Consider the following 25,839-nt stretch of genomic DNA (forward strand, 5'->3'; position numbering starts at 1 on the left):
GGTGTGAATGGGTTCACAACGACGTGGCCAGGCGAATGCTATGTTCCAGCCATTCACAATTGCCGACTGATTTTTTGAAGAGTGTCTTTTTCGGACAGCCTCTGAGGAGAGGGTCATGTTCAAGCAATTCCTCTTGGTCGCGGCGATAGCCTCCCTGACGTTAGCCACATCCTCTAAAGCGGATTGCGAATATGCTTTGGAGCGCAGCGCGTCCGCCGAGTCGCGTTCGGTTTCGTTGCATTCTGATGCAGCTCAACTTGCGGAAGCCCTGTTGGATGACATTGTGACTTGGCTCTCATCGAATTTCGACCTGCCTGCCATCAAACAGCGTCCCGTCGTTGAATTTGCGTCGAAGATGGAGCTTGCGAGGTTGCGTGCAAGGGACCGTACTTCTTCGCAAGGCTTCATGGAAAGCGATGGGCAACTAGCTCAGCGCGAGGTCGTTGCACTTTACGACAACGAGACGAGAACGATCCTGCTTCCTGATGATTGGGGCGGCACTTCGCCGACCGACCAATCGGTCCTGGTACACGAAATGGTCCATCACCTTCAGAATGTTGGAGGGCTCAAATTTGTCTGCCCACAGGCGCGAGAGAAGTTGGCCTACCTGGCTCAGGATAAATGGCTGGAGCGGTTCGGACTTAGCCTGGAGAACGAGTTCGACGTCGACATGTTCACGGTGCTGATAACTTCGGCATGCATGTATTGATTGTGACCGGTCGATCCCAGTCGCTGTCGAACGATTGCCTTTCCAAAAGGAGCGCAGAGCCAAGATCATCTCGTACGTACCAGCAAGATCTTCAGCGGATTTGATTGATGGCCAGACTCTTGGCCGTCCTCGCAATTGCATTGGCGATCCTGGCGATGGCTCCGGGGCAGCAGAATCAGTTTGTACCGCTGCCAACGGGACTAATGCCAGCGGTGCTTGTTCCCTGAGTTCTGCTGAGGTGACGGGTTCATCCATTCAGCCGATGGCGCACAGATCCGCTCGTGGCCCCACGGCGATCTGCAAGGCGGACGGGCGCCGGCATCCGCACTCTATTCAGGCGTCAGCCCCAATGCCTTCACGGCAGCCACCAAGGGAGGCGTTTCGCTGTCGTACAGCTTTCTGAACGCGATATGTCCTTGAGCGGACTCATCGATGCCGTACGCGTCGAGCAGCTTCTGTATCTTGTCGGTCTTGCCTGCCTCCACCATCAGGCCGGAAAGGCGCTCCACGATGTCCTGCGGCATGCCGATGGGACCGGCGAGAAAGACGTAACCGGTCATAGCAAAGAGCTCGGATTCGGCACCCTGCTCGAAAAATGTGGGAACGTCGGGAAGCTTTCTGCTCCGCGTCCTCGTCTGCACGGCGATTGCCCTCCCAACTCCGGATTCCAGCGCGTTGACGGCATTGGCGTAGCTCCCCATCGCCGCCTGGAGCACGCCGGCCGCGAGGTCCTGCCACATCGGCGCTTCGCCGCGGTAGTGCACGGCTTTCATCTGCAGCCCGTACTGCTTGTTGAGCTCTGCAACGACGATATGAGGGTAGGAGCCTGCGCCGAAGGTCCCGACGTTGGTCACGTTCCTGCGGGCGTATTCGACGAACTCCTTTAAATTGGTGGCATTGGTCGCCTTATAGGCGACCAATGGCAGATATCCTGCCGACATGCTGGAAATGAGCGCGAAGTCCCTGTCGGCGTCGTATGGCAAAGTCTTAAATAGCACGCGGCTTTGCACCAGAGTTGCGGTGATGGCGAGGAGTAACGTGTAACCGTCCGGTGGCGATTGCTTCACGGCTGCTGCAGCGATCGAACCGCTGGCACCCGCCTTATTCTCAACTATCACCGGCTGGCCGAGCTTCTGGGAGAGGTATTCGCCGTAGACGCGCGCGAGGGTGTCCGCAAGTCCGCCGGCGGGATAGGCGCAAACAATCTTGATCGGCCGGGAGGGCCAGGTCTGCGTCCACCCGCTATCATGATACGACAAAGCGATGGTGGCTGCGCCGGTTGCGATGAAGGCGCGGCGCGTGATCTTCAATGCCATCACGGTCTCCATCATGTTTGTATTCCGAGGACGCGCGTCGTGGCGTTACTGCCAGTCCTTCAAGCGGACGGCCCTACGTTGAATCCTGAGCCGCTGCTCGGGGCACTGCTGCGCGGTACGGCAAGCCGTTGGTCGTGCTCATGGATTGCTTCCTGAGCAAATTGTGCCGTCCCGAGGATGGTAGCAGGCCATGGGCGGGCGCTCTTGACATTCTGCTTACATTCTCTTCACCGCCGGCTTACTCTTGCGCTGCAACCGGCGCGAGAGACCGACGGGGGAAAGCCACCCAGGGAATTGCCAGCTTGCGGTATCTCTTCGACGAGTACGCATTCGACACCGACCTTCGCGAGCTTTACCGCGGGGCGCACGTGGTCTCGGTTGCGCCGCAGGTGTTCGACCTGCTCGATTACCTGATCCGCAACAGGGAACGGGTCGTAAGCAAGGACGACCTCATCAAGACCATCTGGAACGGCCGTGTCGTGTCCGATGCGGCACTGACGACGCGGCTGAACGTCGCTCGGAGTGTGATTGGCGATTCCGGCGAAAAGCAGCGTCTCATCAAAACTCTGCAACGCAAAGGCTTCCGTTTCGTTGGAACGGTGCAGGAAGTGCAGAGGCCCGCAGACGCGGCGCTCACAGCCGATTCCGGTGAACGGGGATTTCAGGGTATCGCCGGTCCAGATCGGTCCTACGCCGCGACCGTTGCGATGTCGATTCCTGCGCCGCGCCTTTCCATCGTCGTGCTGCCATTCGCGAACTTCGGAGGTGATCCCGAGCAGGACTATTTCGTTGATGGCGTGACCGACAGCCTGACCACGGACCTTTCGCGCATCAGTGGCTCATTCGTGATCGCGCGTAACACCGCTTTCACCTTCAAGGGCAAAGCCGTCGATGTAAAGCAAGTCGGACGCGAGTTGAACGTCCGCTATGTGCTCGAAGGTTCCGTGCAACGAGGCGGCAATCGGCTTCGGGTGAATGTTCAGCTGATCGATGCCGAAACCGGCAATCACCTATGGGCCGAGAGGTTCGAGAAACCCGTCGCCGACCTGTTCGACATGCAGGACGAGATCGTATCGCGGCTCGCAAGCACGCTAAATGCCCAGCTCATTCAGGTTGAAGCGCGGCGAGCGGAACGTTCAACCCATCCCGATGCAATGGACCTGTATTTCCAGGGCTGGGCTTACGAGAACAATGGGACGACCCCGCAATACATGACGCAAGCGCAGGCCTTTTTCGACCGCGCCCTGGCACTCGATCCCGACAATATCGAGGCGCTGGTCGGCTCGGCGCGGGTTGAAGCGGCGCTTGGGGCCAATCTTGTCACCGACGACTGGAAAGCGCACTTGGCGGCGGCCGAGGCAGCCTCAACCAAGGCTCTGTCCCTTGCGCCAAACCATGCTCGGGCCCGTAGCATCCTGGGTCTGGTCCAATCATTTAGCAACCCGGCCCGAGCCATCGCTGAATGCGAGCGGGCGTTGGCACTGGATCTCAATTTGGCCGACGCTCATGCCTTCATCGGTCTCGCCAAGTTTTTTCTCGGTCGCAGTAGCGAGACCGAGGCCCATATCCGCGAGGCGCTTCGCCTCTCTCCTCGCGATTCCTACGCCTACCGGTGGTTCATGTTTGTCGGTCTCGCCAAATTGTTTCTCGGCGCCGACGTGGAAGCGGTTGCCTGGCTGCGCCGGAGCATCGAGGCCAACCGAAATCATCCCCTCCCGCATTACTATCTCGCCGCTGCGCTGTCGCTGCTCGGCTCACCGGACGAGGCGCGGGCCGCCGCACAGGCCGGCCTTGTGCTCAATCCGACCTTCACTCTCCGCCGCTACCGGGCCCGCGTGACGAGCGACCATCCGGCTTATCTCGCCGGGCGCGAGCGTGTGTATGAGGGCATGCGCATGGCCGGGGTGCCGGAGGGATGAACGGCAGGAGGTTGCCGGTGCGCGCCCAACAAGGATCGGGCGCTCCTGCGCTTACGGCGACGGCATGGCCGAGGGCGGCGCGGAGACGTTCGGCAGCGGAGTTGCTGGCCAAGGGCTTGCCGGCCAGGGACCTTTCGGCTTGGCCGCGACCGACGTGCACGCCGCCGCAAGCTGAGTTCGTATCGACGCCAGGCCCGTCAGGTCGATGTCGAATTTCGCGACGTCCACCTTTTCGTCCAGCATGGGCGTGGTCCGCCGGATATGGAGGGAGCGGGACGCCATGATCGCCTTGACCATGTCAGGGTCGATGCTGCCGCTCCACATCTCGTACTTCGCGGCCCGCACCGGAAACCCTCCGGCCTCCTGGTCCTTGTCGGCGTCCGCCGTCATCATGATCGTGCTTTTGCCGACGCTCGCCTCGTCGATCTCGCCCGCGAACAGCAGCGGCACGCGATTCCTGGTTTCGCAAAACATGCGCCATTCCATCGTCCGGAACGAGGAGCCGCTCTCCTTCTTCATCACCGCGATCTTGCTGATGAACGGCCGCGTTGCCTTCTCCAGCCTCCACATCCCTTCGGCAAACGGTCGCGTGTCGATTCCGAAACGATAGAGCTCGGCTCGCGTCAGCATATGCAGATTTTCGAACTTCACGGTCCGGATGAGATCGTCGAGCCCGCGGCTGATCCCCATCGCCGCGATGAACGCAGCGCGGTCGCGGTCGGCGTTCGCGATCCGGCGTTGCCTGTATTCCACGACCGCCTGCGGAGCAGGATGCCCGTGAAAGACGAGGACCAGCCTGGAGTTATGGACCGCCAGGGCGGCGTCGGGAGCGACCTCGCGTGATGTCGCGCCGAGAAACAGGTAACCGCAGGCCGAGTTGCACATCGCATGGTAGGTCGTGAGCTCCGCCTCGACCTCGCCGCCGGCGGCCTTCGTCTTCAGGCATGCGGCGTCCACCTGTGTGCCGGCGGCGCACGCCGTCGCGATCGTCCGGCCGACCCGCGCGATCGCCTTGCGACCGCGCAGCAGCCGGCCAATGACGTAGGACTGCTCCACGTTCCCGCCGGGCGAGTGCAGGTAGATCGGACGCTGCGTGTCCTTGACGCCGGCCAGGAAGCGGCGAATGCGCTGGCTAGCGTCTCCATCGATCTCGCCCTCGATGGCGATCCAGCGGTCGCAGCCGGGCCCGCACGCGTCCAGTGCCCCCTTGGCAAGATAGATCGTCAGCCTGCGCGCAAATCCGGGATTTTCGGCAGGCGTCTCTTGGGCATGCAGCGCGCATGGAAGCAGCACGGCCGCGAGAAACAAAATACGGGCAAGCATGTAACGACTGGGCCACGCGCGGTGAAGATAGGCGCCGACGTTACATGATGATCGGCGCGCCTACAACTTTCGGTGGCACGCCGGCGCGCGTTTATTGCGCCGGGCAGCACATCGTGCTTTCTCGAAATACAGCGTTCGTCACGTCAGACGATCGATGATTTCGAAGAGCCGGTCGCAGGACGCCTCGATCCGCTTTTGCGGCGATGTGGCGATACCCAGCAACAGACCGGGGCGCGCCGAAGCCGTGGACGCATACCAGAGCGACAGCGGGGTAGGCGCCAGTCCGAACGATGCCGCTTCCCTGGCGATGGCGAGATCGGGCGCTCCATCCGGCAGCCGCAGGACCGCTGCCAATCCGGCAAGCGCAACGTTGGCGGTGCGTGTCCGAAGCTGTTTCAGCAATGCATCGCCTTGCGCGGCGTAGACCCGCTTCGTGCGCCGGAGATGCCGCAGATAATGGCCATCGCGCATGAAATCGGCGGTGGCGAGCTGCACTGCGGGCCCGGGCGCCGGCGCGAGGCACGCCGCGGCTTCGGCAAATCGCGACGCCAGAGCGGCCGGCGCGACGACAAAGCCGAGCCGCAGGGCAGGGGTCGCGGTCTTGCTGAAAGACCCGATATGGATGACGCGGCCCGCGCGATCGAGCGAGGCAAGTGCCGGCGTCGCCCGGCCCTTGAGCTGAAGCTCGCTGAGATAGTCATCCTCGATCACCCACGCCTTGCGTCGGGTGGCCCAGTCGAGCAGGCGCGAACGCCTTGCCAGCGACAATGTGGATCCGAGTGGCGCCTGCTGTCCGGGCGTCACCACAACGAGCGCGGCGTCAGGAGCATGTTTCAGGCCGTAATCGACATCGATGCCGTCGGCGTCGACCGGGATCGGCGCGGTCGACAGTCTTGCAAGCGCGAGACCGTGCCGCGTGAAGGGAAAGCCCGGATTCTCCATCCAGACCTTCGTCTTTGACTCGAGGCCGAGGACACGGAGCGCCAATCCGAGTCCGCCGCTGAAACCGCTGGTGATGATGATCTGCGACGGCGTGCATGCGATCCCGCGCGCCAGCGCGAGGTAGGCTGCGATCTCGCGTCGCAAGTCGAGCTCGCCGCGCGGATCCGGATAGATCGCCGGCGCGCTCATTTCGGCGCGAACCGCCTGCGCGCGCATGCGCGCCAGCAATTTGGCAGGAAAGGTCTCTTGCGCGGGCACGCCCATCTGGAAGATTGCCGGCCCCGCCGTGAGCTCCTGGTACATCTCCATGAACGAGCCGGGCGCCGGGGCTTTGTCCTTGCGAACGGGAAAGGACGGCCGATCCGCGACATGCGTGCCGGTCGCGCGTGACGCGACGATCAGTTGGGCAGAGGACAGCTTTTCATATGCCGCGCGCACGGTGCCCCGCGCGACGCCAAGCTGGGCTGCCAAGTCCTGCCAGGAGGGCAGGCGCGCTCCGGGTGCGAGCACGCCGTTCTCGATGGCGGCCCTGATGCCCCCATGGATCTGCTCGGCCAGCGGCGTCTTCGCAGAGCGATCCAGTTCCAGCCGCAGCGGTTTGGTCATGCCTCATGGTACACGATTTTCATGCGTTCTTGGTCCTTTTCTATGGACCAGGGCAGGGGCATTTAAGGCGGAGACAAGGGCCGGGCATCGGTCATCAAGGAGCAGGAAAATGACAGGGCGTCTCGACTACGATCGTATCGCGCCGGCGGGTGTGAAAGCGCTGGGCGGCGTGTACGGCTACATCATGCAGAGCAATCTCCCGGCGGGGTTGATCAACCTCGTCTATCTGCGCGTATCCCAGATCAACAACTGCGCCTATTGCCTCGACCTGCACATGCGCGATCTGCTCAAGAGCGGGGTGAAGATCGAAAAGCTCGCGCTGCCGCAGGCGTGGGAGGAAGCCGGCCATCTGTTCGACGCGCGCGAGCGCGCCGCACTCGGATGGGCCGAAACGGTGACCCGCGTCGCGGATACCGGCGTGCCGGATCAGGCCTATGAAGCCGCGCGCGGGGTCTTCGAGGAGCGCGAGCTCGTCGACCTCACCATCGCGATCGGTCTGATGAACACGTATAATCGCATGGCGATCAGCTTCCGTAAGACGCCGCAGGCTGCCGTCGAGAAGGCAGCCTGACGGACCGCGAACGGCATCGGCCGTAACAGATGCAAGGCAGGAGTTAGAAAATGACGAGCGTGATTTCCGGCGTGAAAATTCCCGACAGCAAGCTGGCGCGCGAGGCCGCCGAGCTGGTGCGCAGCTACGAAGACGAGATGCTGTTCAACCATTCGGTTCGAGTCTACGTGTTCGGCGCGATAAAGGGGCTGCGTCAGAAGCTGAAATTCGATTCCGAGTTGCTTTATGTCGCGGCGCTGTTTCACGACCTCGGCCTGGTCGATCACTACCACACCGAAACAAAGCGATTTGAGGTCGACGGTGCCGACGCCGCGCGGGACTTTCTCCGGGCACGCGGCATCGCCGAGCCGCAGGCCGATCTGGTCTGGGAGGCGATTGCGCTGCATACCACACCCGGCATTCCGGAATATATGAGACCGGAAATCGCCCTCACGAGGGCAGGAGTTGTGGTGGACGTCGGGGCCGTTGGATATGACGAGTACACGCCGGAGCAGCGCGATCAGGTGATCGCTGCGTTCCCGCGCGGCGATTTCAAGAACGAGTTTCTGAAGGTGCAGACCTGCTCAGCGCTGAAGAAGCCGCAGACGACATTCGGGACCGTCAATTTCGACTATATCCAGGATCACGATCCCAGCTTCCACAAGCCGAACGTGTGTACGCGCATCCGCAACACGCCCTGGCAAAGCTGAGCTGCCGCTAAGCCACCGGATCCCTGACGGCATCCGAACGGCTTCGGTCATCCGGCGCCAGCGGTGGCGCCGGCCGCGCGGGAGCGTCCTTCAGCAAGGCAGCGTCGCTCGAGGCGTCCTCGACCGGCGCGGCTCCGGCCTCGCGCGCGGCGACGATCCAGATCAGGAAGCCAAGAAGCGCGAGCGCGGCTCCGACGGGACCGGTGGAGGTCCAGCCCAGCCCCTCGCGAATGGCAAGGCCGCCCAGGAACGGGCCGAGCGCATTGGCGGTGTTGAACGCCGAATGATTGAGCGCAGCAGCGAGCGCTTGTGCGTCTCCCGCGACGTCCATGAGCCGCGTCTGCAGGACGGCGCCGAGCGAGACGCTCGCGCCGATGGCGAAGACGTCCACCGCGAGCAGCCAGGGATTGCCGGCGGCAAGCGGAAACAGCAGCAGCGCGACCGCGGCGAACAGCAGGATGACGCCCGCCGTCGGCATCAAGGCGCGGTCGGCAAAGCGCGGCACGAACAGATTGCCGAGCGTGGCGCCGATGCCGAACACGGCCAGAAAGAACGGAATGACCGCGGGGCCGACCTTGGTGACCTCGATCAGGGTCGTCGCCAGATAAGTGTAGACAGCGAACATGCCGCCGAAGCCGATGGCGCCGATCGCCAGCGTGATCCAGACGCGGCCGCTTCTGAGCGCCGCAAGCTCTCGCCGTGGATCCGATTGACCGGCCTGGTCGCGCGGCGCGAAAAGGGCGCACAGCAGGACCGTGATCAACGCCAGCACCGACACGAGGCCGAAGCTCGCGCGCCAGCCGACCGCCTGGCCGATCAGATTGGCCAAGGGCACGCCGATGATCGTGGCAGAGGTCAGGCCGAGCATCACCTGGCCGATCGCCTGCGAGCGGCGGTGCTGCGGAACGAGCGAGGCCGCGACCAGCGCGGCGATGCCGAAATAGGCGCCATGCGGCAATCCCGACAGAAATCGAGCCGCGATCATCCAGCCGAAGCCCGGCGCGAGCGCGGTGAGCGCGTTGCCGAGCGCGAACACGGCCATCAGGGCCAGCAACTGGGTGCGCCGGGCGAACCGCGCGCCAAGCACGGCGATCAGCGGCGCGCCCAGCACTACGCCGAGCGCGTAGGCACTGATCGCGTGCCCCGCGGTCGGCTCGTCGATCCCGAGGTCGGCGGCGAAGAACGGCAGCAAGCTCATCGATGCGAATTCGGTGGTTCCGATCGCAAAACCACCCATCGCGAGCGAGAACAGGACGATGGCGAGGTGAGGGGGCGCTGAGGCGCGGGGCGAGGTCGCGTGAGGCGAGGTCGTCATGTGTCCTGCATTGGTGGCGGCAACGGGAATCAGCCCAGCGAACGTCGCCACCCCTGCAAGATTTGTCGTCGTACTTAAACCCGCGCCCGCCCGCGTCAACATCGGAGGCGCGATGCAAGGCATACCGCATATCAGCGTCCCGATTTAAGTGTGGCGCCATCCGGACGCGTCGCGCACCAGCCTGTGGCTTCATCGGTGCGCTTCGGCCTTCCCGCGACTTTCGCTATCCACTCTACAGACGGGGTCGACTCGCTTGAGGGCAAAACAGTTGCATAGCTGCAGCAAAGCGTATTGGCGGTTGAGGCGGTCGGCGCGACCTTTTGCCATCGCGCCCGGCGCGAGGGCTTCCACTTCGGGGCCCGGTGCAAGTGGGAATTCGCGAATGCTGTCGAAATTCAGAAGGAATTCATAAGGAATTCAAAAGGAATTCGAAAGGTAGAGTGCGTTGATCGGGCGCCTTATTCCAGCGCGAGCCGCTGATCGCCAAGATGAGGTAATCCGAAGAAGCCCTTTTACTCTCCGCCGCCACTTGTTGTGGCGCTGCCGCTCCGAGCCATTCGGGTGATTTTGGTAGCGCCTCAACCGAATTGCGTTTAGCGTGTTGCAGACTGGTTCAACGACGAGACTCTGCTCGGCAAGAGGCTTTATTCGCCGCTGAGGGATCAATGAAGTCGGAGCCTACGAGCGACCCCCCGTCGTCGCCGAACACCGCCAACGACAGTGGTGCGAGGTTGGTTGGTGCTGCCGAACAGGACTTTAATTCCCAAGTAGGTAAGATCCTCGAATTCGAAAGACCTTTCCGCGCCGTCCTCGTGGCGGACGTCGTCAGCTATACCAGACTTATGGAAGCTGCTGAGGTCGAGACGCATAGTCGCTATCGGGCTCTTCGCGTGAGCGTCATCGATCCTGCTTTGATCGGTCGACGAGGCGAGATTGTGAAGAACACCGGCGACGGCTTCGTCGCGGTGTTCGAGAGCCCGCTCGATGCCCTTCGCTGTGCCTCCGAGTTGCAGCGTGAAGTCACCGGGCTTGAAACCTTGCAACCTCCCGAGCGCCGCATAGCCTTTCGCATCGGCGTCCATTGGGAGCCTGTCATCTTTGATCTGAACGATGTCTACGGCCATGGCGTCAATATCGCAGCACGCTTGCAATCTGTCGCTCCCGCGGGCGGCGTTGTGGTGTCGTCGGCCCTTTTGCGAGTAGTCGCCGATCTGAGCGAATTCAAGTTTGACGACCTGGGTGAGCTTCATCTCAAGAACCTGTCGCGGCCGGTTCATGCCTTTCTCCTGCTCTCGCCGGGAGTGGACCGCCGCACGGTGATCGGCGCTTCCACCAAATCCTCGAGACGAACCAAACTGCCCTCGATCGCCGTTCTTCCGTTTGCGAACAGCTCTTCGGAGGTCGACGACAGCTATTTTGCCGAAGGCTTCGTCGAAGACATCATTGTCAGCCTGAGTAATATTCAGGAGCTCCTGGTGGTGTCTCGCGGGTCGACGATGCCGTTTCGTCAGCGCGAGATCGATCCCGTCGAAATCGGCGAGAAGCTTGGCGTTCGCTATTACGTCAGCGGTCACGTTCGTCGATCGGGCAAGCGATTCCGGTTTTCGGTCGAGTTGGTCGATGTTGCGACTGGCTCCGTGGTGTGGGCCGAGAAATACGACACGGACCTTGCGGACGTTTTCGAAGTCCAGGACGAGATCGCCATTGGTGTCGTTGAGAAGATCGCCGCCTATGTGCGTCGCGCAGAGATCAAGCGGGCGCTGCGAAAGCCGCCGAAGAGCCTCAATGCGTATGACTATCTCCTGCGGGCGCTTGAGCTGCTCTACAAATTCGATTTCGCGAGCTTCTCGCGCGCCAAAGGGCTGCTCGAGAAAGCCAGCGAGGAAGACCCCGAATACGCGGCGCCGTACGCGTTCGCTGCGAAGTGGCACAATTTCAAGATCGCGGAGGGGTGGTCGTCGGATTTCGATGCGGATTCGGCCGACGTGATCCGACTGTCCAATTGTGCCATCGAAAGAGACCCGCAAAATGCTCTCGCGCTCGCGATACAGGGGCACGGCAAGAGCATGTTCTTTCGTGACTACGACAGCGGATTGGACCTGTGTGAGCGGGCTCTTGCCATATCCCCCAGCAATTCGTGGGCATGGGTGTTCGGGAGCGGGACCCCCGGGTTCATCGGCGATGCTTCAACCGGAATCGCCCGTGCGGAGCGCGCCATCCGGCTTTCACCACTTGGCCAACAGGCCTTTTTCAATTTCTGCCTGCTCGGCCAAAATCATTATCTGAACGGAACGTTTGACGATGCCATTCGCTGGTCGAAGAAGTCTTTGACCCTCAGCCCGCGTTTTGGAAACGCCGCGCGCGTCCTCGCCGCAAGCCTCGTCGCGGTTGGTCGCCTGGAGGAAGCGCGGCAGGTTTCGCAGCACCATAAGAACATCCTGCCCGGCTTCAGGGTATCGGACTATGCGCGCCGTTGTCCGTTCAAGGAGCCCCAGGGGTCTTTGTATGTCGAGCGATTAGGAGCAGCTGGGTTGCCGGATTGATGGGGCCAGGAGCCCGGTTCAAATTATTAGCCCCTCGATGGAGAGCACAATGCCTGGTGTTGCAGGAGGAGGCGGTGGTGGTGGCGGTGGTGGCGGCGGTGGCGGCGGCGGCGGAGGCGGCGGCGGCGGCGGTGGTGGCGGAAACGGCGCAGTCAGCGGCGGTTACGTTGGTGGTGGAATTCCCCCGCGTCCTTTCCCGATCTTCGAGAGTTTCGTCGGAGTCCTGCCCGGTAGCTTGAATTACGGGGCGACATTCCCGCTGTCTGCCTGGCGCCCTGACTTTTTTGCCCAGATCGCATTGCTCGAATTTGCCAAGACCGATTGGCAAACCATCACTGTCGCCGGCCCGCCAACGGATCACGATGTGATTTTCGGCGAGATCGATGAACTGCTTGGGGCGTCGATGGATCGTCGCAAGAGGTTGGCAGATGAGATCGTCGATCAGGACGTGAGGCTTGTCGGCTATTTTGCGCAGGTCCTCATGCTTTCGCCGTCTGCGCATCCAAATACGATCAAGATTCTGGAGATGGCCGATCATGTTGGGCTGATGGTCGCCGTCTACTACAAGCTCAGGTTCAATCGCGGGCGGCCGCAACAGGTGTGTCCGGCGCTTTTCCCATTGGTCGCGTCGCCCTGGCACGCCTCCTATCCGAGCGGACATTCGCTGGAGAGTCACCTGATGGCACTGGCGCTGGGAGAGATTATCCCCGGTGCCAAGAGTGCACTGAGGGCGCTGGCCGCGCGGATCGGGAAGAATCGCGAGATCGCTGGCGTCCACTACCCGAGTGACACGGCTGCCGGGAAGGCCATTGCTGAAGCCGTGTTTCCGTACCTCCAGCAATGCAGCACCTTCCATGCGGTGACCGAGGCGGCAAAACAAGAGCATTGAACAGTGCCTAATGCCGCAGCCGAGATCGCATCCTTGGATTTTGCAAGGATGCGCTCCGCACGGCCACAAGGAATTGAAGTTGGACCAATCGATCTCAACCACGAGGTATTGCAATGGGTGTGGAAGAAATTTCCGTCATCGAAAGGACACGGATTCAGTTGGCGCCAGATTTCACGATGCAACATCAGTGTCACATCAATTGGTGCTGGGCAGCCGTCGCTTCCAGCATCTCGCGCTATTACGACGAGACCAGTACTTTCACGCAGTGCCGCATCGCCGACCTTGAATTGAACCGGCATGATTGCTGTGATTTCCCTTGCGGCACGCCGGGCCTGGAATTCGATGTGACGCATTCTCTCGGATCACCGCTCAACCGAGTCCGCTGCCTCGCCGTGTTGGCCCTCGACCAACGAGCGACACGAATGGAGGTGCAGCAGGAGATCAGTGCAGGGCGACCCATTTGTGTTCGCACGGTCTGGTCGGGAGACGAAGATGAGGAGGGACCGGCGCACTTCGTCGCGATCGTCGGATATCTGGAGGATACCGACAGCCTGGTCATCGAGGATCCCCTTTTCGGCCTAACACCGGAGATCCAGTTTGATCGATTTTGCTCAAACTATCAGGACGCCAAAGGTGTCTGGACGGACACTTACTTCACCAAGGCCCCGGTCTAGAACCTCGCCACCGTGAAAGGAGAGAAAAGATGGCAATTCATCCCAGCGATCCTCCGGCGGCTGCGGTCGTAGCTGTGAAGCGAGCGGTGGCCAGCCGGGTGGGCAACCCGAAATTCCCGCGATCAAGGCTTTCCACTGCCAAGCGCGACGCGGTCTTCATTTCCCTGCCGCATCGCATTGCCTATCTGGCTTTTGGCAAGATCCGTCGCGCAGACAAACTCAGAGCGGCTGCGAAGCTAGGCAATTGGAGATTTCTTGTGATTGAAGCGAAGCGGCGCACCGCCGCTGATGATGGTGGAGGAGAGGAACAGGAGCCGATCGCTGCTGCGACAATCGTGAAGTCGGCAGCGACGACGTATGAGACGACGTATGAACTGGGTGACCTGAACGAAGGGCCGTTTGTGGCGGCGACGTCGGAGGCGATCCGTCGCGCCGAGAAGCTTCCTGAAGTTCGGGAAGGACGCTTCGAGGCTTTCCTGCTCACCGTGCCCGCGGTCCACGTGACAGCGCTCTGGCTGCAAGATTATCGAGATTGTCATGGCGATGCGGACCTGCTGCTGACGTTACCGCCCTCGGACCAGGCCTTGGAGCCGTATCGGCCGATGGCGTCGGCCGCGTTCTTGGATGTCGTGCAAGACCTCGCTCGGAAAGTAACTTCTGAATCCGCGACGAGGGGGTAAGCGGGCAATGTCGGCGCGATGGAAAAGCTCGCAAGTGCGTTAAGCTCGCAAGGGCGCCAAAGTTGGCGAGTCCCGGCATGGGAGCACGCCTAGTCCGCCTGCTTCAGCCGTCGGGGAGCCTTTGACCTCTTCTGCGGAAAGTACGGGTTCACGGCGCAGATCGCGGAGCGGCCGACGGCGAGAAATCTGCACTGGTCGAGCGAAGTGTAGCGGCAGTCGAAATAGCCGACCGGGCCGTAGATCTGCATGCAGACGGGATAGCTGGGATCGTAGGTCTGCGCGTGCGCCGGCACGCCCGAGACGAGCAGGCCGGTGGCGACGAGCGCGAAGCGGGCGCGGCGCATCTCAGCGCGGTGGGTAGTAGCCGGGTGAATAGCCCGGTGTCTGCGCGCGCGGACGATTCTGATAGGCGTAGGGATCGTCGCTCTGGCCCGTGAAATACGGATTCGCGATGCAGGTCAGCGCGCGGCCCGACGAGCTTGCCTGACACTGTGCGTAACTGTCGAACGTGCAATTGCTCAGCCCCGGCCATTCCTGGCCGGTCAGGCAGAACGCGTGATGCGTGCCGAATGCGCGTGCGGGCGTGCTTGCACTCAGCGTGAGCGCGAATGTGGCGATTGCGAGCGAAAATGTGGCGACAATGGGGAGGGCAATCTGTCTGCGCATCTCAATCTCCAATCACACAATCGTGCGTGCATCAGGTGTCCAGGCACAGATGCAACATACGTCGTGTAGTCGACATTGGAACTCATGAAAACCCTTGTTTCAAAGGGTTTCCCGCGCGCGCTGCTAAACATTCATTAACGCAGCACAGCCCTTTGGCCCCGACTGTTGCGTCGGGGTTACAGCAATTCCGTCGAGCGCTGATATGACGGCCCTACGGCCCGGGGGCCTAACGACGAAACTGGAACGGGAATCAAATGAACAAGAATCTGTTGCTTGCTGCTGTGAGCCTTGTCGCGCTGAGCGCGACTGCGCCGGCGCTGGCTGCTGACCTCGCTGCGCGGCCTTACACCAAGGCGCCCGCGATGATCGCGACCGTCTATGACTGGAGCGGCTTCTACATCGGCATCAACGGCGGCGGCGGTTCGTCGCACGCGACCTGGGATTTCGTTGGCGTGGGCCGCGAAGGTTCGCACGATGCGACGGGCGGCACGGTCGGTGGCCAGATCGGCTATCGCTGGCAGTCCGGCCAGTGGGTGTTCGGCGTGGAAGGCCAGGGCAACTGGGCCGATTTCTCGGGCGACAACAACAGCGCGCTGTTCGCCTCCCGCAACCGCACCAAGATCGATGCGTTCGGCCTGATCACCGGTCAGGTTGGCTACGCCTGGAACAACGTCCTGGTCTACGTCAAGGGCGGTGCGGCTGTGGTCAGCAACAAGTACGAGATCTCCAGCACGGCGGGCGCGCTGCTCTCCTCGTCCAGCGACAGCCGCTGGGGTGGCACGGTCGGTGCCGGCCTCGAGTACGGCTTCGCGCCGAACTGGTCGGTTGGCGTCGAGTACAACCACATCTTCCTGTCCGACAAGGACGTGACCTTCGCTGGCTTCGCCGGCTCGGAGCGCATCCGTCAGGACGTCGACATGGGTCTCGTCCGCCTGAACTACAAGTTCGGCGGCCCGATGATCGGTCGCTACTGAGACTGGTCGCTCATTTCGAGCGATCGTCGAAAAGCCCCGGCCTTGCGCCGGGGCTTTTTTGTTGCGTGAATTCAGCGAGTTAACCATCACTTTTCGAGAGAGCTTTGGTGGCTTGACTCTCGAGAACGAAATGAGAACAATGTTCTTCATACGTTCTGGTGATGGAGCAAGCCATGTTCAGGATTTTCGTGGAAGAAGCCGCCGCACTCGCCTCGATCTCGCTGTTCGTCGGGATGATCGCAATTTGGGCGCAGGTGATTCCGCAGCTCTAGGCCGCAGCTGGCCAGACCCCTTGGTCATGCCCTTGGGGAAAAGCGGGACGACGCGGCCGTTTCGTGGCTCCGGCGTGGACTCTGAAGCGGTGACGCCCCACCATTGTGAGGCGAGTCGGCTGGGTGGGCGGAAGATGTCCTCATGATCCCCCTGGAGCCGGCGACCGCTCCATCTCACTGCAAGAGGCCGTCACGCGACCATGCCGAGCGCCGGATTTGTCCACCTTCACGTTCACACGGCCTATTCGCTGCTCAAGGGCTCGATCAAGATCGCCAAGCTCGCCGAGCTTGCGAAGAAAGACCACCAGCCCGCACTGGCGCTGACTGACACCGACAACATGTTCGGCGCGCTGGAGTTCTCCGACAAGATGGCGGGCTCCGGCATCCAGCCGATCGTCGGCTGCGAGCTCGCGATCGATTTCGGCGACCAGGATCCCAACGCGCGCAACGCGCTGCTGCCGTCGCGTGTGGTGCTGCTGGCGGCCCAGGAGCGCGGCTATCGCAGCCTGATGCGGCTGAACTCGCGCGCGTTCCTCGAATCGCCTGACAGCCACGCGCCGTTCATCAAGTTCGATTGGTTCGACGGTGAGACCGAAGGCTTGATCGCACTCACGGGCGGCCCTGACGGGCCGATCTCGCTCGCGCTTGCCAGCGGGCAGGCCGAAATTGCGGCGACGCGCTGCGAGCGTCTCGCCGGCCTGTTCGGCGATCGCCTCTATGTCGAATTGCAGCGCCACAACATCGACAAGGAGCGCCGCGTCGAAAGCGGGCTGATCGACATCGCCTACGCAAAAGGCCTGCCGCTGGTTGCGACCAACGAGCCGTATTTCGCTTCGAACGACGATTACGAGGCGCACGATGCGCTGCTCTGCATTGCCGGCGGGCGGCTGATCGCCGAGACCGATCGCGTTCAGCTCACACCCGATCACCGCTTCAAGACCCGCGCCGAGATGGCGGTGCTGTTCGCCGACATTCCGGAGGCGCTGGCCTCGACGGTGGAGATCGCCGAGCGCTGCTCGTTCCGCCCGATGACGCGCAAGCCGATCCTGCCGTTCTTCACCGTCGGCGCCGCCGCAAGCTCCGACGCCGCGTCGGTCGAGGCGGCCGAGCTGAAGCGGCAGGCGGAGGAGGGGCTCGCCAACCGCCTGCGCGTGCACGGCCTGTCGCAGGGCACCACGGAAGAGGACTACAGCAAGCGCCTGGCGTTCGAGCTCGACGTCATCATGCGCATGAAGTACGCGGGCTACTTCCTGATCGTGTCGGACTTCATCAAATGGGCGAAGGGCCAGGGAATTCCGGTCGGACCGGGGCGCGGTTCGGGCGCCGGCTCTCTGGTCGCCTGGGCGCTGACCATCACCGACCTCGACCCGATCAAGTTCGGCCTGCTGTTCGAGCGCTTCCTCAATCCGGAACGCGTCTCGATGCCGGACTTCGACATCGATTTCTGCCAGGACCGCCGCGGCGAGGTGATCAGATACGTCCAGGAGCGCTACGGTCGCGACCAGGTCGCGCAGATCATCACCTTTGGTACATTGCAGGCGCGCGGCGTGCTGCGCGACGTCGGCCGGGTGCTGCAAATGCCCTATGGCCAGGTCGACAAGCTGACCAAGCTGGTGCCGCAGAATCCGGCCGCGCCGGTGACGTTGGCCGCCGCGATCGAGAGCGAGCCGAAGCTTCAGGCGTTCCGCGATGAAGACCCGGTGGTGGCGCGTGCCTTCGACATCGCGCAGCGCCTCGAAGGCCTGACCCGCCACGCCTCGACGCACGCGGCCGGCATCGTGATCGGCGATCGCCCCTTGAGCGAACTCGTGCCGATGTACCGCGATCCCAAGTCGGACATGCCGGTAACCCAGTTCAACATGAAATGGGTCGAGCCGGCCGGGCTCGTGAAGTTCGACTTCCTCGGCCTGAAGACGCTGACCGTGCTCGACGTCGCGGTGAAGCTCCTGAAGCCGCGCAACATCGACATCGATCTCGCGACGCTGCCGATCGACGATGCCGAAAGCTACCAGATGCTGGCGCGGGGCGAGGTGGTCGGCGTGTTCCAGGTTGAAAGCCAGGGCATGCGGCGCGCGCTGGTCGACATGCGCCCCGACCGTTTCGAGGATATCATCGCGCTGGTCGCGCTCTATCGCCCGGGCCCGATGGCGAACATCCCGACCTATTGCTCGCGCAAGCACGGCGACGAGGAGCCGGAATATCTGCATCCGGTGCTGGAGCCGATCCTGAAGGAGACCTTCGGCGTCATCATCTACCAGGAACAGGTGATGCAGATCGCGCAGGTGATGTCGGGCTATTCGCTCGGTGACGCCGACCTGCTGCGCCGCGCCATGGGCAAGAAGATCCGCGCCGAGATGGACAAGCAGCGCGACATCTTCGTCGCCGGTGCGGTCAAGAACGGCGTGCCGAAGGGGCAGGCCGAGACCATCTTCGAGCTGCTCGCAAAGTTCGCCGACTACGGCTTCAACAAGAGCCACGCGGCGGCCTACGCGCTGGTGTCCTACCACACCGCCTATATGAAGGCGCATTACCCGGTGGAGTTCATCGCAGCGTCGATGACGCTCGATCTCAACAACACCGACAAGCTCTCCGAATTCCGTTCCGAGGCGCAGCGCCTCGGCATCAAGGTCGAGCCGCCGAACATCAACCGCTCAGGCCCGACCTTCGAGGTCGGTGACAAGACGATCTACTACGCGCTTGCCGCGCTCAAGGGCGTCGGCATCCAGGCGATCGAGCAGATCATCGAGGAGCGGACCAGGCGCGGGCTGTTCACCTCGCTCGCCGACTTCGCCGCGCGGGTCAATCCGCGCGCGATCAACAAGCGCATCATTGAAAGCCTCGCTGCCGCCGGCGCCTTCGACACGCTGGAGCCGAACAGGGCGCGGGTCTTTGCCGGCGCGGACTCGATCCTGGCCGCCTGCCAGCGTGCGCATCAGGCCGAGACCATCGGCCAGAACGACATGTTCGGCATGTCGGCGGACGCACCGACCATCATGCTGCCGCAGATCGAGCCCTGGCTGCCGGCCGAGCGGTTGCGCCGCGAATATGACGCGATCGGATTCTTCCTGTCGGGCCATCCGCTCGACGATTACGCGATGGTCCTGAAGCGCCTGCGGGTGCAGAGCTGGGCCGAGTTCTCGCGTGCGGTGAAGACCGGCGCCACCGCCGGCAAGGTCGCGGCCACCGTGGTGTCGCGCATGGAGCGGCGCACCAAGACTGGCAACAAGATGGGCATCATGGGGCTGTCTGATCCCACGGGCCATTTCGAGGCGGTGCTGTTCTCCGAAGGCCTCGCGCAATACCGCGATGTGCTCGAGCCGGGCGCCGCCGTGCTGCTCCAGTTGGGCGCGGAATTGCAGGGCGAGGACGTCCGCGCCCGCGTGCTGCATGCCGAGCCGCTCGATGACGCGGCCGCCAAGACGCAGAAGGGCCTGCGCATCTTCGTGCGCGACACCAAGCCGCTGGAGTCGATCGCCAAGCGACTGGCCGGACCCGACATGGCGGCCTCGAACGGCGCCGCGCCAAAAGTCGGCAGTCCCGGCATCGCGCCGCGCTCGAACGGCGACGGCGAGGTCTCCCTGGTGATGATGCTCGACCTCGAGACCGAGGTCGAGATGAAGCTGCCGGGCCGCTTCAAGGTCTCGCCGCAGATCGCCGGCGCGATCAAGGCGGTCGCGGGCGTGGTGGACGTGCAGCAGCTGTAAAGCGCGATGAGATCTGGAAGAATCGTCTTCGCGCTTGGGATCGGCGTTGGCGTATGATCTCACCACAAACGCGTACCGCGTTTGTGGTGAGTGAGAATTGCTGCCCTTTTCCGGATCATGCTTTAGCAGCCGATCTCGAATATATGCAGATGGACGCAGCTCTGTGCGGTCGTTGCGCGTGAGGCGAGCGATCGCTTCGGCTTTGCAGCACGGTTCGCGTTGCAGCAATCATCAGTTGCATCATTTATCATTGGTGATTTCTTCACATCGATGCACCTATCATCGCGGCGCTTCCATTCGCCCACTGTACCTGGGGAAACGTCACATGTGCGACAAGTGCTCTGAATCTCTGCATCATGAATCTCTGCATCGAGACATCGCGCCGTCGCGGCGATCCGCGATGCTGTTTGGCGCCGCTGCATTCGGCATGGCCTTCGCCGGCGGAGCTTTCCCGAGCGGCGCCTTGGCAAAGGAGGCCAAGCAGCCACCCAAGCCGCAGAACGTGTTGTCGCCCGACGCATCGCTGAAGCGGTTGATGGAGGGCAATGCGCGCTATGTCGACGGTGTGGCGCGGCGCCACGATTTCAAGCACGAGCGCGAGGCGCTGGCCGGTGGACAGAATCCGTTCGCGGCGGTTCTGAGCTGCGCCGATTCACGCATCGCGCCGGAATATGCCTTCGACAGCGGCCGCGGCGATCTCTTCGTCTGCCGCGTCGCCGGAAATTTTGCCGGCACCGAAACCATTGCCAGCATGGAATATGCGGTGGCCGTGCTCAACGCACCGCTGATCCTGGTGCTTGGCCATGATGCCTGCGGCGCGGTCGATGCGACGCTGAAGGCAATCAAGGACAACACGTCGCCGCCGGGACACATTCCCTCGCTGGTCGATGCGATCGCGCCCGCCGCAAAGGCTGCGATGCAGCAGGGCGGGGACGTGCTCAACAAGGCGATCCGGCAGAACGTGATCGACAACGTCGCGAAGCTGAAGTCGGCCGCGCCGATCCTCAATGCGGCCGTGGAGCAGGGCAAGCTGAAGGTCGTCGGTGGCATCTACCGGCTCACCACGGGAACAGTCGATCTGATCGCGCAGGGCTGAGCGAGGTTCGCGCCACAGCGCGGTCGCGAGGCTTACGCGGGCCTGACGCAGGGACTTGATGGGGCGGGGCGCCATGCCGCCGCCTCAATCCGCGCTTTTCGTTCAAGAGCCATTCAGCCGGCCGCGCGTCTCATGTACGGTGGCAGCTCAACAACGATAGCGGGCAAGCAAGCCATGCGTGGGACCTACAAGGCCTTCATCTGTTTTCTCTTGCCGATCCTGGCGTTCGCTGCGGCCGCGCCTGATCCGGCGCGCGCGCAGCAGCAGGAAAAGCGCATCGCGCTCGTGGTCGGCAACGGCGCCTACGCCAAGTCGCCGCTGGCGACGACCGCGAACGATGCCGGCCTGATCGCGCAGACGCTGCAAGCGGCGGGCTTCGACGTGGTCGGCGCGCGCGATCTCGACGGCGACACGCTGCGCAAGAGTCTTCGCGATTTCATCCAGAAGGCGCAGGCCTCGGGTCCCGGCACCGTCGCGATGATCTATCTTGCCGGCTATGGCGTCCAGCTTGCGGGCGAGAACTATTTCATCCCGGTCGATTCCAACATCGTCCGCGACACCGACATTCCGACCGAAGGCCTGCGGATCAGCGACTACGCCCGCCAGCTCGCCTCCATTCCGCTCAAGGCCAACATCGTCGTGCTCGACGCGGCGCGCGCACAGCCCTTCATCGAGGGCGGCCAGCAGATCGCGAGCGGACTGGCGCTGGTCGAGCCGGATCCGAACATGCTGATCGCCTTCAACGCCGCGCCCGGCACGGTCGCGCCGGAAGAGCCCGGCCCGTACGGCATTTATGCGCAATCGCTGGCGGAGATGATCCGTACCGGCGGTCTGCCGCTGGCCGAGGTGTTCGACCGCGTCCGTCTGCGCGTCAACGAGGCCAGCAAGGGCGCGCAGGTGCCGTGGAACGAGGCGAAGATATCGGCACCCTTCTCGTTCTTCGAGCGCGGGCCCGATGCGCCGCCGCCGGAGGCCGCGCCCGACCAGGTTGCCGCGATCCGCAACAAGCCGATCCGCGATCTCGGCGTGCAGGACGCCTATGCGGCCGCGCTCGAGCGCGACACGTTGCCGGCCTATGAAGAATTTCTCGCGGCCTATCCCGGTGATCCGATGTCGAAGCGCGTGATGGCGATCGTCGCGGCGCGCCGCGAGGCGATCACCTGGCGGCGGACCTATCGCGCCGATACGCCGGACGCCTACTGGTCGTATCTGCGTCGTTATTCGCGCGGTCCGCATGCCGGCGATGCACGGCGCAGGCTTGCAATCCTGACCGCGCCGCTCGAGCCGCCGCCGACTTTCGCGATGATGGACTATGACGTGCCGCCGCCGCCGCCCGAGGAGATCGTCTATGTCGACCGTCCCGTGCTGCTGTTCGGCGACCCCGTGTTCGGCTTCGCGCCGCCACCGCCGCCGCCGGTCTATTATCTGCCGCCGCCGCCGCCGGATTTCATCGTGCTCGAGCCGCCGCTGCCCGTGGTCGGCCTGTTCGTGCTGCCGCAGCCGCTATTCGTGCCGATCCCGGTGTTCGTCAGGCCGCCGATCTATGTCGCGCCGCCGCCGAACAACATTGTCTTCAACAACATCCATAACACCACGGTCATCAACACCGTGATCAACCGGCCGCCCGCCCCGCCCGCAGGAGCGGGAGGAGGGACCGGGCCCGGCAATCTGAGGCCAGCGATTGCCGACCGCGCCAACCCGGTAGCGCCAATGTTGCCGCAAGCCGCTACGCAGCGCGCCGCGCTGATCCAGCAGGGCAAGGCGCCGATGCCGCCGAGCGCGACGGTCCAGCCGACGGCGAGGCCGGGGATGCCTCCCGGGACGCCGGCCAATGTCGCGCCGACCGGCACGCCCCCTGCCGCACCGCCGACCAGGCTGCCGCAGGCCAATACGCTGCCGGTTCCGGGCGCCCAAGGCGGGCCGCCGGCTGGGGCAGGGACGCCGCAGGGCGGCAGGCCCTTGGCGCCGACGGCAAATGCACCCGGCGGGCTCCCGCCGACGCATCCGGGGGCGCCGACCACGGCTGCGCCCGGCACAACGCTGCCGCCCCATCCTGGTGCGCCAACGGCCGGCACTCCGACGACCGTTGCGCCCACCGCGAATCCGGCTGCGCCCGGCCAACCGCCGAAGCCGCCGGTTGCTCAGACCCCGCCTGCCGGCGCGCCCGTTGGCGGCAAGTCTGCAACCCGTGAGCCGGCTGGCGCGCCGCCACCTACTGCGGGCACGCCGCCCGGCACGCCCTCGGGCGCCGCGGGCAAGCCGGTCACGCCGCCGCCCTCGGCCGCGCGCGAGCCGGTCAAACCGCAGAACTTGCCCGCGACCCCTCCAGCGCAGGCCGCCCGGCCGTCGCCGTCAACTCCAGCATCGCGGCCGCAGGCCGTGGCGAGGCCGACGCCGCCACCGCCCGCCGCTCGCCCGGCACCGCCGCCGCATGTCGCATCGCCTCCGCCGGCCCGAGCGGCTCCGCCTGTGGCCGTTGCACGGCCGGCGCCTCCGCCAATGGCCCGGCCGGCACCACCGCCGCCGCCGCGGATGGCCGTCGCGCCCCCGCCGCGTCCAGCGGCACCTCCGCCGCACCCAGCGGCGCCGGCGGCGAAAAAGTGCCCGCCGAACCAGCCCAAGTGCTAGGTCTTTGCGGGCTGGCGTGGTCTTTACGGAAGAGAGCCTTCGGGAGGCGAAAACAGCCCCCGAAAGGCCCTTATTTCCTTGCTTCTGGCCGAAATGGCGCTATATAGCGCCCCATCTCACACGGAAACATGGCTCACAAGGCCGTCCGGTGGCAACCGGGGCGAGAACGCTCCGTTTTGCTCACACGTTTCCGGAGGAACCAACCGGAGAATTGAAACTATGGCGCTTCCCGATTTCACCATGCGTCAGCTCCTCGAAGCTGGCGTGCACTTTGGTCACCAGTCTCACCGCTGGAATCCGAAAATGGCACCGTTCATTTTCGGCGCCCGCAACAACATCCACATCGTCGACCTCGCGCAGACCGTGCCGTTGCTGCACACCGCCTTGCAGGCGGTCAGCGACACCGTCGCCAAGGGCGGCCGCATCCTGTTCGTCGGCACCAAGCGCCAGGCGCAGGACGGCGTCGCGGACGCTGCCAAGCGCTGCGCGCAGTATTTCGTCAATTCGCGCTGGCTCGGCGGCACGCTGACCAACTGGAAGACGATCTCGGCCTCGATCAAGCGCCTGCGTCATCTCGATGACGTGCTGTCCGGCGGCGACGCCAGCTCCTACACCAAGAAGGAGCGCCTGACGCTTCAGCGCGAGCGCGACAAGCTCGATCGCTCGCTCGGCGGCATCAAGGACATGGGCGGTCTGCCCGACCTGATCTTCGTGATCGACACCAACAAGGAAGACATCGCGATCCAGGAAGCCCAGCGGCTCAACATCCCGGTCGCCGCGATCGTCGACACCAATTCGGATCCCAAGGGCATCACCTATGTGGTCCCGGGCAATGACGATGCCGGCCGCGCGATCGCGCTGTATTGCGACCTGATCGCACGTGCGGCGATCGACGGCATCTCGCGCGCCCAGGGCGATTCGGGCATCGACATCGGTGCCTCGGCTCGTCCGGTCGCCGAAGAGCTGCCGGCCGCTTCCTCGAGCGGCTTCCAGGGCCTTGCCGGTCCGCGCGGCACCGCCGACGACCTCAAGAAGCTCCCGGGCGTGTCGGGCGCGATCGAGAAGAAGTTCAACGACCTCGGCATCTTCCACTTCTGGCAGCTCGCCGAGCTCGATCACGACACCGCGCACAAGATCGGCGAAGAAGTCGGTCTGCCGAGCCGTGCGGATGCCTGGGTGGCCAAGGCCAAGGCGCTGACCGCGGAAGCGGAATAGTCAAAAAGAGCGATGGGTTGGCCGGATATAAGTCCGGCCACCATTTCAGTTGACGCGAATTCCTGAGATGGACCGCGGCGGGGCTGTTTGATGCCACGCCGCGGCAAACCGGCAGGCAAGAAGGATTTTCAACGATGGCAACGATCACAGCTGCGATGGTCAAGGATCTGCGCGAGTCCACCGGCGCAGGCATGATGGACTGCAAGGCCGCGCTCACCGAAAACGACGGCAACATGGAAGCGGCGCAGGACTGGCTGCGCAAGAAGGGCCTGTCGAAGGCCGCCAAGAAGTCCGGCCGCGTCGCCGCGGAAGGCCTGATCGGCGCGCTCACCAAGGGCACCAAGGGCGTCGTGGTCGAGGTCAACTCCGAGACCGACTTCGTCGCGCGCAACGGTCAGTTCCAGGGCCTCGTCAAGATGGTCGCGCAGGTCGCATTCGACGTCGGCGCCGATGTCGAGAAGATCAAGGCCGCCAAGGTCGGTGACGTCACGATCGAAGCCGCGATCAACGACGCGATCGCCACCATCGGCGAGAACATGACGCTGCGTCGCGCAGCTTCGCTCGAAGTGACGCAGGGCGTCGTGTCGAGCTACGTCCACGGCGCCGTCGTCGAAGGCGCCGGCAAGATGGGCGTGATCGTCGCGCTCGAATCGCCCGGCAAGGCCGACGAGCTCGCGGCCCTCGGTCGCCAGATCGCGATGCATGTCGCGGCCACCAACCCGCTCGCGCTCGAGCCGTCCGGCCTCGATCCGGCGGTCGTGAAGCGTGAGAAGGACGTGCTCGCCGACAAATATCGCCAGCAGGGCAAGCCCGAGAACGTGATCGAGAAGATCGTCGAGTCCGGCCTCAAGACCTATTACAAGGAAGTCTGCCTGCTCGAGCAGGCCTTCATCCACGACACCGGCAAGTCGGTGGCGCAGGCGGTGAAGGAAGCCGAAGGCAAGGTCGGCGGCGCGGTGAAGATCGCGGGCTTTGTGCGCTATGCTCTCGGTGAGGGAATCGAGAAGCAGGAAAGCGACTTCGCGGCCGAGGTCGCAGCGGCCAGCGGCAAGAAGTAAGCGCCGGTACGTTCCTTCCGGCTTGCCGCCGGAAGCGGCGCCCGGGCGGG

General features: G+C 63.6%; 20 protein-coding genes. 14 read left to right on the plus strand and 6 right to left on the minus strand.

The annotated features are described in order from the left end of the window. Window positions 1-115 precede the first annotated feature (115 nt). Window positions 116-709: a DUF6647 family protein gene (locus ACVJ5M_RS22790; RefSeq protein ID WP_166096961.1), complete on the plus strand. Its 594-nt coding sequence runs from the start codon at window positions 116-118 to the stop codon at window positions 707-709. Between the two features lie 329 nt (window positions 710-1,038). Here ACVJ5M_RS22790 and ACVJ5M_RS22795 read toward each other — a convergent pair whose 3' ends face one another. After that, complete coding sequence (locus tag ACVJ5M_RS22795) at window positions 1,039-2,040, minus strand: Bug family tripartite tricarboxylate transporter substrate binding protein (RefSeq protein ID WP_354097679.1); 1,002 nt, start codon at window positions 2,038-2,040, stop codon at window positions 1,039-1,041. A 287-nt stretch (window positions 2,041-2,327) separates the two neighbouring features. Here ACVJ5M_RS22795 and ACVJ5M_RS22800 point away from each other — a divergent pair, with 287 nt between their 5' ends. Next, entirely contained in the window at window positions 2,328-3,944 is a 1,617-nt protein-coding gene (locus tag ACVJ5M_RS22800) for a winged helix-turn-helix domain-containing tetratricopeptide repeat protein (protein WP_354100164.1), read from the plus strand. 51 nt (window positions 3,945-3,995) lie between these two features. Here the strand turns inward: ACVJ5M_RS22800 and ACVJ5M_RS22805 are convergent, their stop codons facing one another. Both ACVJ5M_RS22805 and pdxR read right to left on the minus strand, forming a co-directional pair. Next, on the minus strand, window positions 3,996-5,267 hold the full coding sequence (locus tag ACVJ5M_RS22805; RefSeq protein WP_354097677.1) for a hypothetical protein: 1,272 nt from the start codon (window positions 5,265-5,267) through the stop codon (window positions 3,996-3,998). Between the two features lie 138 nt (window positions 5,268-5,405). Then, window positions 5,406-6,815 carry a MocR-like pyridoxine biosynthesis transcription factor PdxR gene (pdxR, locus tag ACVJ5M_RS22810; RefSeq protein WP_354097676.1) on the minus strand — a complete coding sequence of 470 codons (1,410 nt, stop codon included), beginning with the start codon at window positions 6,813-6,815 and terminating at the stop codon, window positions 5,406-5,408. A 109-nt stretch (window positions 6,816-6,924) separates the two neighbouring features. On the opposite strand from pdxR, the gene ACVJ5M_RS22815 reads away from it, so the two are divergent. Together ACVJ5M_RS22815 and ACVJ5M_RS22820 are read left to right on the plus strand one after the other, a co-directional pair. Further along, window positions 6,925-7,386 (plus strand): carboxymuconolactone decarboxylase family protein, encoded by a 462-nt coding sequence (locus ACVJ5M_RS22815; RefSeq protein WP_354100165.1) that lies wholly within the window; start codon window positions 6,925-6,927, stop codon window positions 7,384-7,386. A gap of 50 nt (window positions 7,387-7,436) precedes the next feature. After that, on the plus strand, window positions 7,437-8,075 hold the full coding sequence (locus ACVJ5M_RS22820; protein ID WP_354097674.1) for an HD domain-containing protein: 639 nt from the start codon (window positions 7,437-7,439) through the stop codon (window positions 8,073-8,075). Window positions 8,076-8,082: 7 nt separating this feature from the next. Here the strand turns inward: ACVJ5M_RS22820 and ACVJ5M_RS22825 are convergent, their stop codons facing one another. Next, window positions 8,083-9,390, minus strand: a complete 1,308-nt coding sequence (locus ACVJ5M_RS22825) for an MFS transporter (protein WP_354100166.1) — start codon at window positions 9,388-9,390, stop codon at window positions 8,083-8,085. Window positions 9,391-10,055: 665 nt separating this feature from the next. Between ACVJ5M_RS22825 and ACVJ5M_RS22830 the strand changes: the two genes are divergently transcribed. The 4 genes from ACVJ5M_RS22830 to ACVJ5M_RS22845 all read left to right on the plus strand — a co-directional run bounded on the left by ACVJ5M_RS22830 (window position 10,056) and on the right by ACVJ5M_RS22845 (window position 14,176). After that, window positions 10,056-11,933, plus strand: a complete 1,878-nt coding sequence (locus tag ACVJ5M_RS22830; RefSeq protein ID WP_084795119.1) for an adenylate/guanylate cyclase domain-containing protein — start codon at window positions 10,056-10,058, stop codon at window positions 11,931-11,933. A 49-nt stretch (window positions 11,934-11,982) separates the two neighbouring features. Then, the gene (locus tag ACVJ5M_RS22835) at window positions 11,983-12,822 is read left to right on the plus strand and encodes a phosphatase PAP2 family protein (RefSeq protein WP_354100167.1); all 840 of its coding nucleotides are present in this window, start codon (window positions 11,983-11,985) and stop codon (window positions 12,820-12,822) included. A gap of 113 nt (window positions 12,823-12,935) precedes the next feature. After that, entirely contained in the window at window positions 12,936-13,496 is a 561-nt protein-coding gene (locus ACVJ5M_RS22840) for a papain-like cysteine protease family protein (RefSeq protein WP_071913450.1), read from the plus strand. A gap of 29 nt (window positions 13,497-13,525) precedes the next feature. Continuing rightward, entirely contained in the window at window positions 13,526-14,176 is a 651-nt protein-coding gene (locus ACVJ5M_RS22845) for a hypothetical protein (protein ID WP_354100168.1), read from the plus strand. Between the two features lie 89 nt (window positions 14,177-14,265). On the opposite strand, the gene ACVJ5M_RS22850 is transcribed toward ACVJ5M_RS22845, so the two are convergent. Both ACVJ5M_RS22850 and ACVJ5M_RS22855 read right to left on the minus strand, forming a co-directional pair. Beyond that, the gene (locus ACVJ5M_RS22850) at window positions 14,266-14,520 is read right to left on the minus strand and encodes a DUF3551 domain-containing protein (RefSeq protein ID WP_354097669.1); all 255 of its coding nucleotides are present in this window, start codon (window positions 14,518-14,520) and stop codon (window positions 14,266-14,268) included. Between the two features lies 1 nt (window position 14,521). Continuing rightward, window positions 14,522-14,842, minus strand: a complete 321-nt coding sequence (locus tag ACVJ5M_RS22855; RefSeq protein WP_063986338.1) for a DUF3551 domain-containing protein — start codon at window positions 14,840-14,842, stop codon at window positions 14,522-14,524. A 254-nt stretch (window positions 14,843-15,096) separates the two neighbouring features. On the opposite strand from ACVJ5M_RS22855, the gene ACVJ5M_RS22860 reads away from it, so the two are divergent. The 6 genes from ACVJ5M_RS22860 to tsf all read left to right on the plus strand — a co-directional run bounded on the left by ACVJ5M_RS22860 (window position 15,097) and on the right by tsf (window position 25,789). Beyond that, on the plus strand, window positions 15,097-15,816 hold the full coding sequence (locus ACVJ5M_RS22860) for an outer membrane protein (RefSeq protein WP_071913456.1): 720 nt from the start codon (window positions 15,097-15,099) through the stop codon (window positions 15,814-15,816). 472 nt (window positions 15,817-16,288) lie between these two features. Further along, entirely contained in the window at window positions 16,289-19,792 is a 3,504-nt protein-coding gene (dnaE, locus tag ACVJ5M_RS22865; protein WP_354097668.1) for a DNA polymerase III subunit alpha, read from the plus strand. 325 nt (window positions 19,793-20,117) lie between these two features. After that, window positions 20,118-20,888, plus strand: a complete 771-nt coding sequence (locus ACVJ5M_RS22870; RefSeq protein ID WP_283016659.1) for a carbonic anhydrase — start codon at window positions 20,118-20,120, stop codon at window positions 20,886-20,888. A 174-nt stretch (window positions 20,889-21,062) separates the two neighbouring features. Then, window positions 21,063-23,516, plus strand: coding sequence for a caspase family protein (locus ACVJ5M_RS22875; RefSeq protein WP_283016658.1), 2,454 nt, complete (start codon window positions 21,063-21,065; stop codon window positions 23,514-23,516). Window positions 23,517-23,735: 219 nt separating this feature from the next. Then, window positions 23,736-24,731 (plus strand): 30S ribosomal protein S2, encoded by a 996-nt coding sequence (locus tag ACVJ5M_RS22880; protein WP_028151700.1) that lies wholly within the window; start codon window positions 23,736-23,738, stop codon window positions 24,729-24,731. A 134-nt stretch (window positions 24,732-24,865) separates the two neighbouring features. Then, a complete protein-coding gene (tsf, locus tag ACVJ5M_RS22885; protein WP_028169462.1) occupies window positions 24,866-25,789 on the plus strand; it encodes a translation elongation factor Ts in 924 nt (307 codons plus the stop codon). Window positions 25,790-25,839: the final 50 nt, after the last annotated feature.

Source organism: Bradyrhizobium sp. S3.7.6, assembly GCF_054061875.1.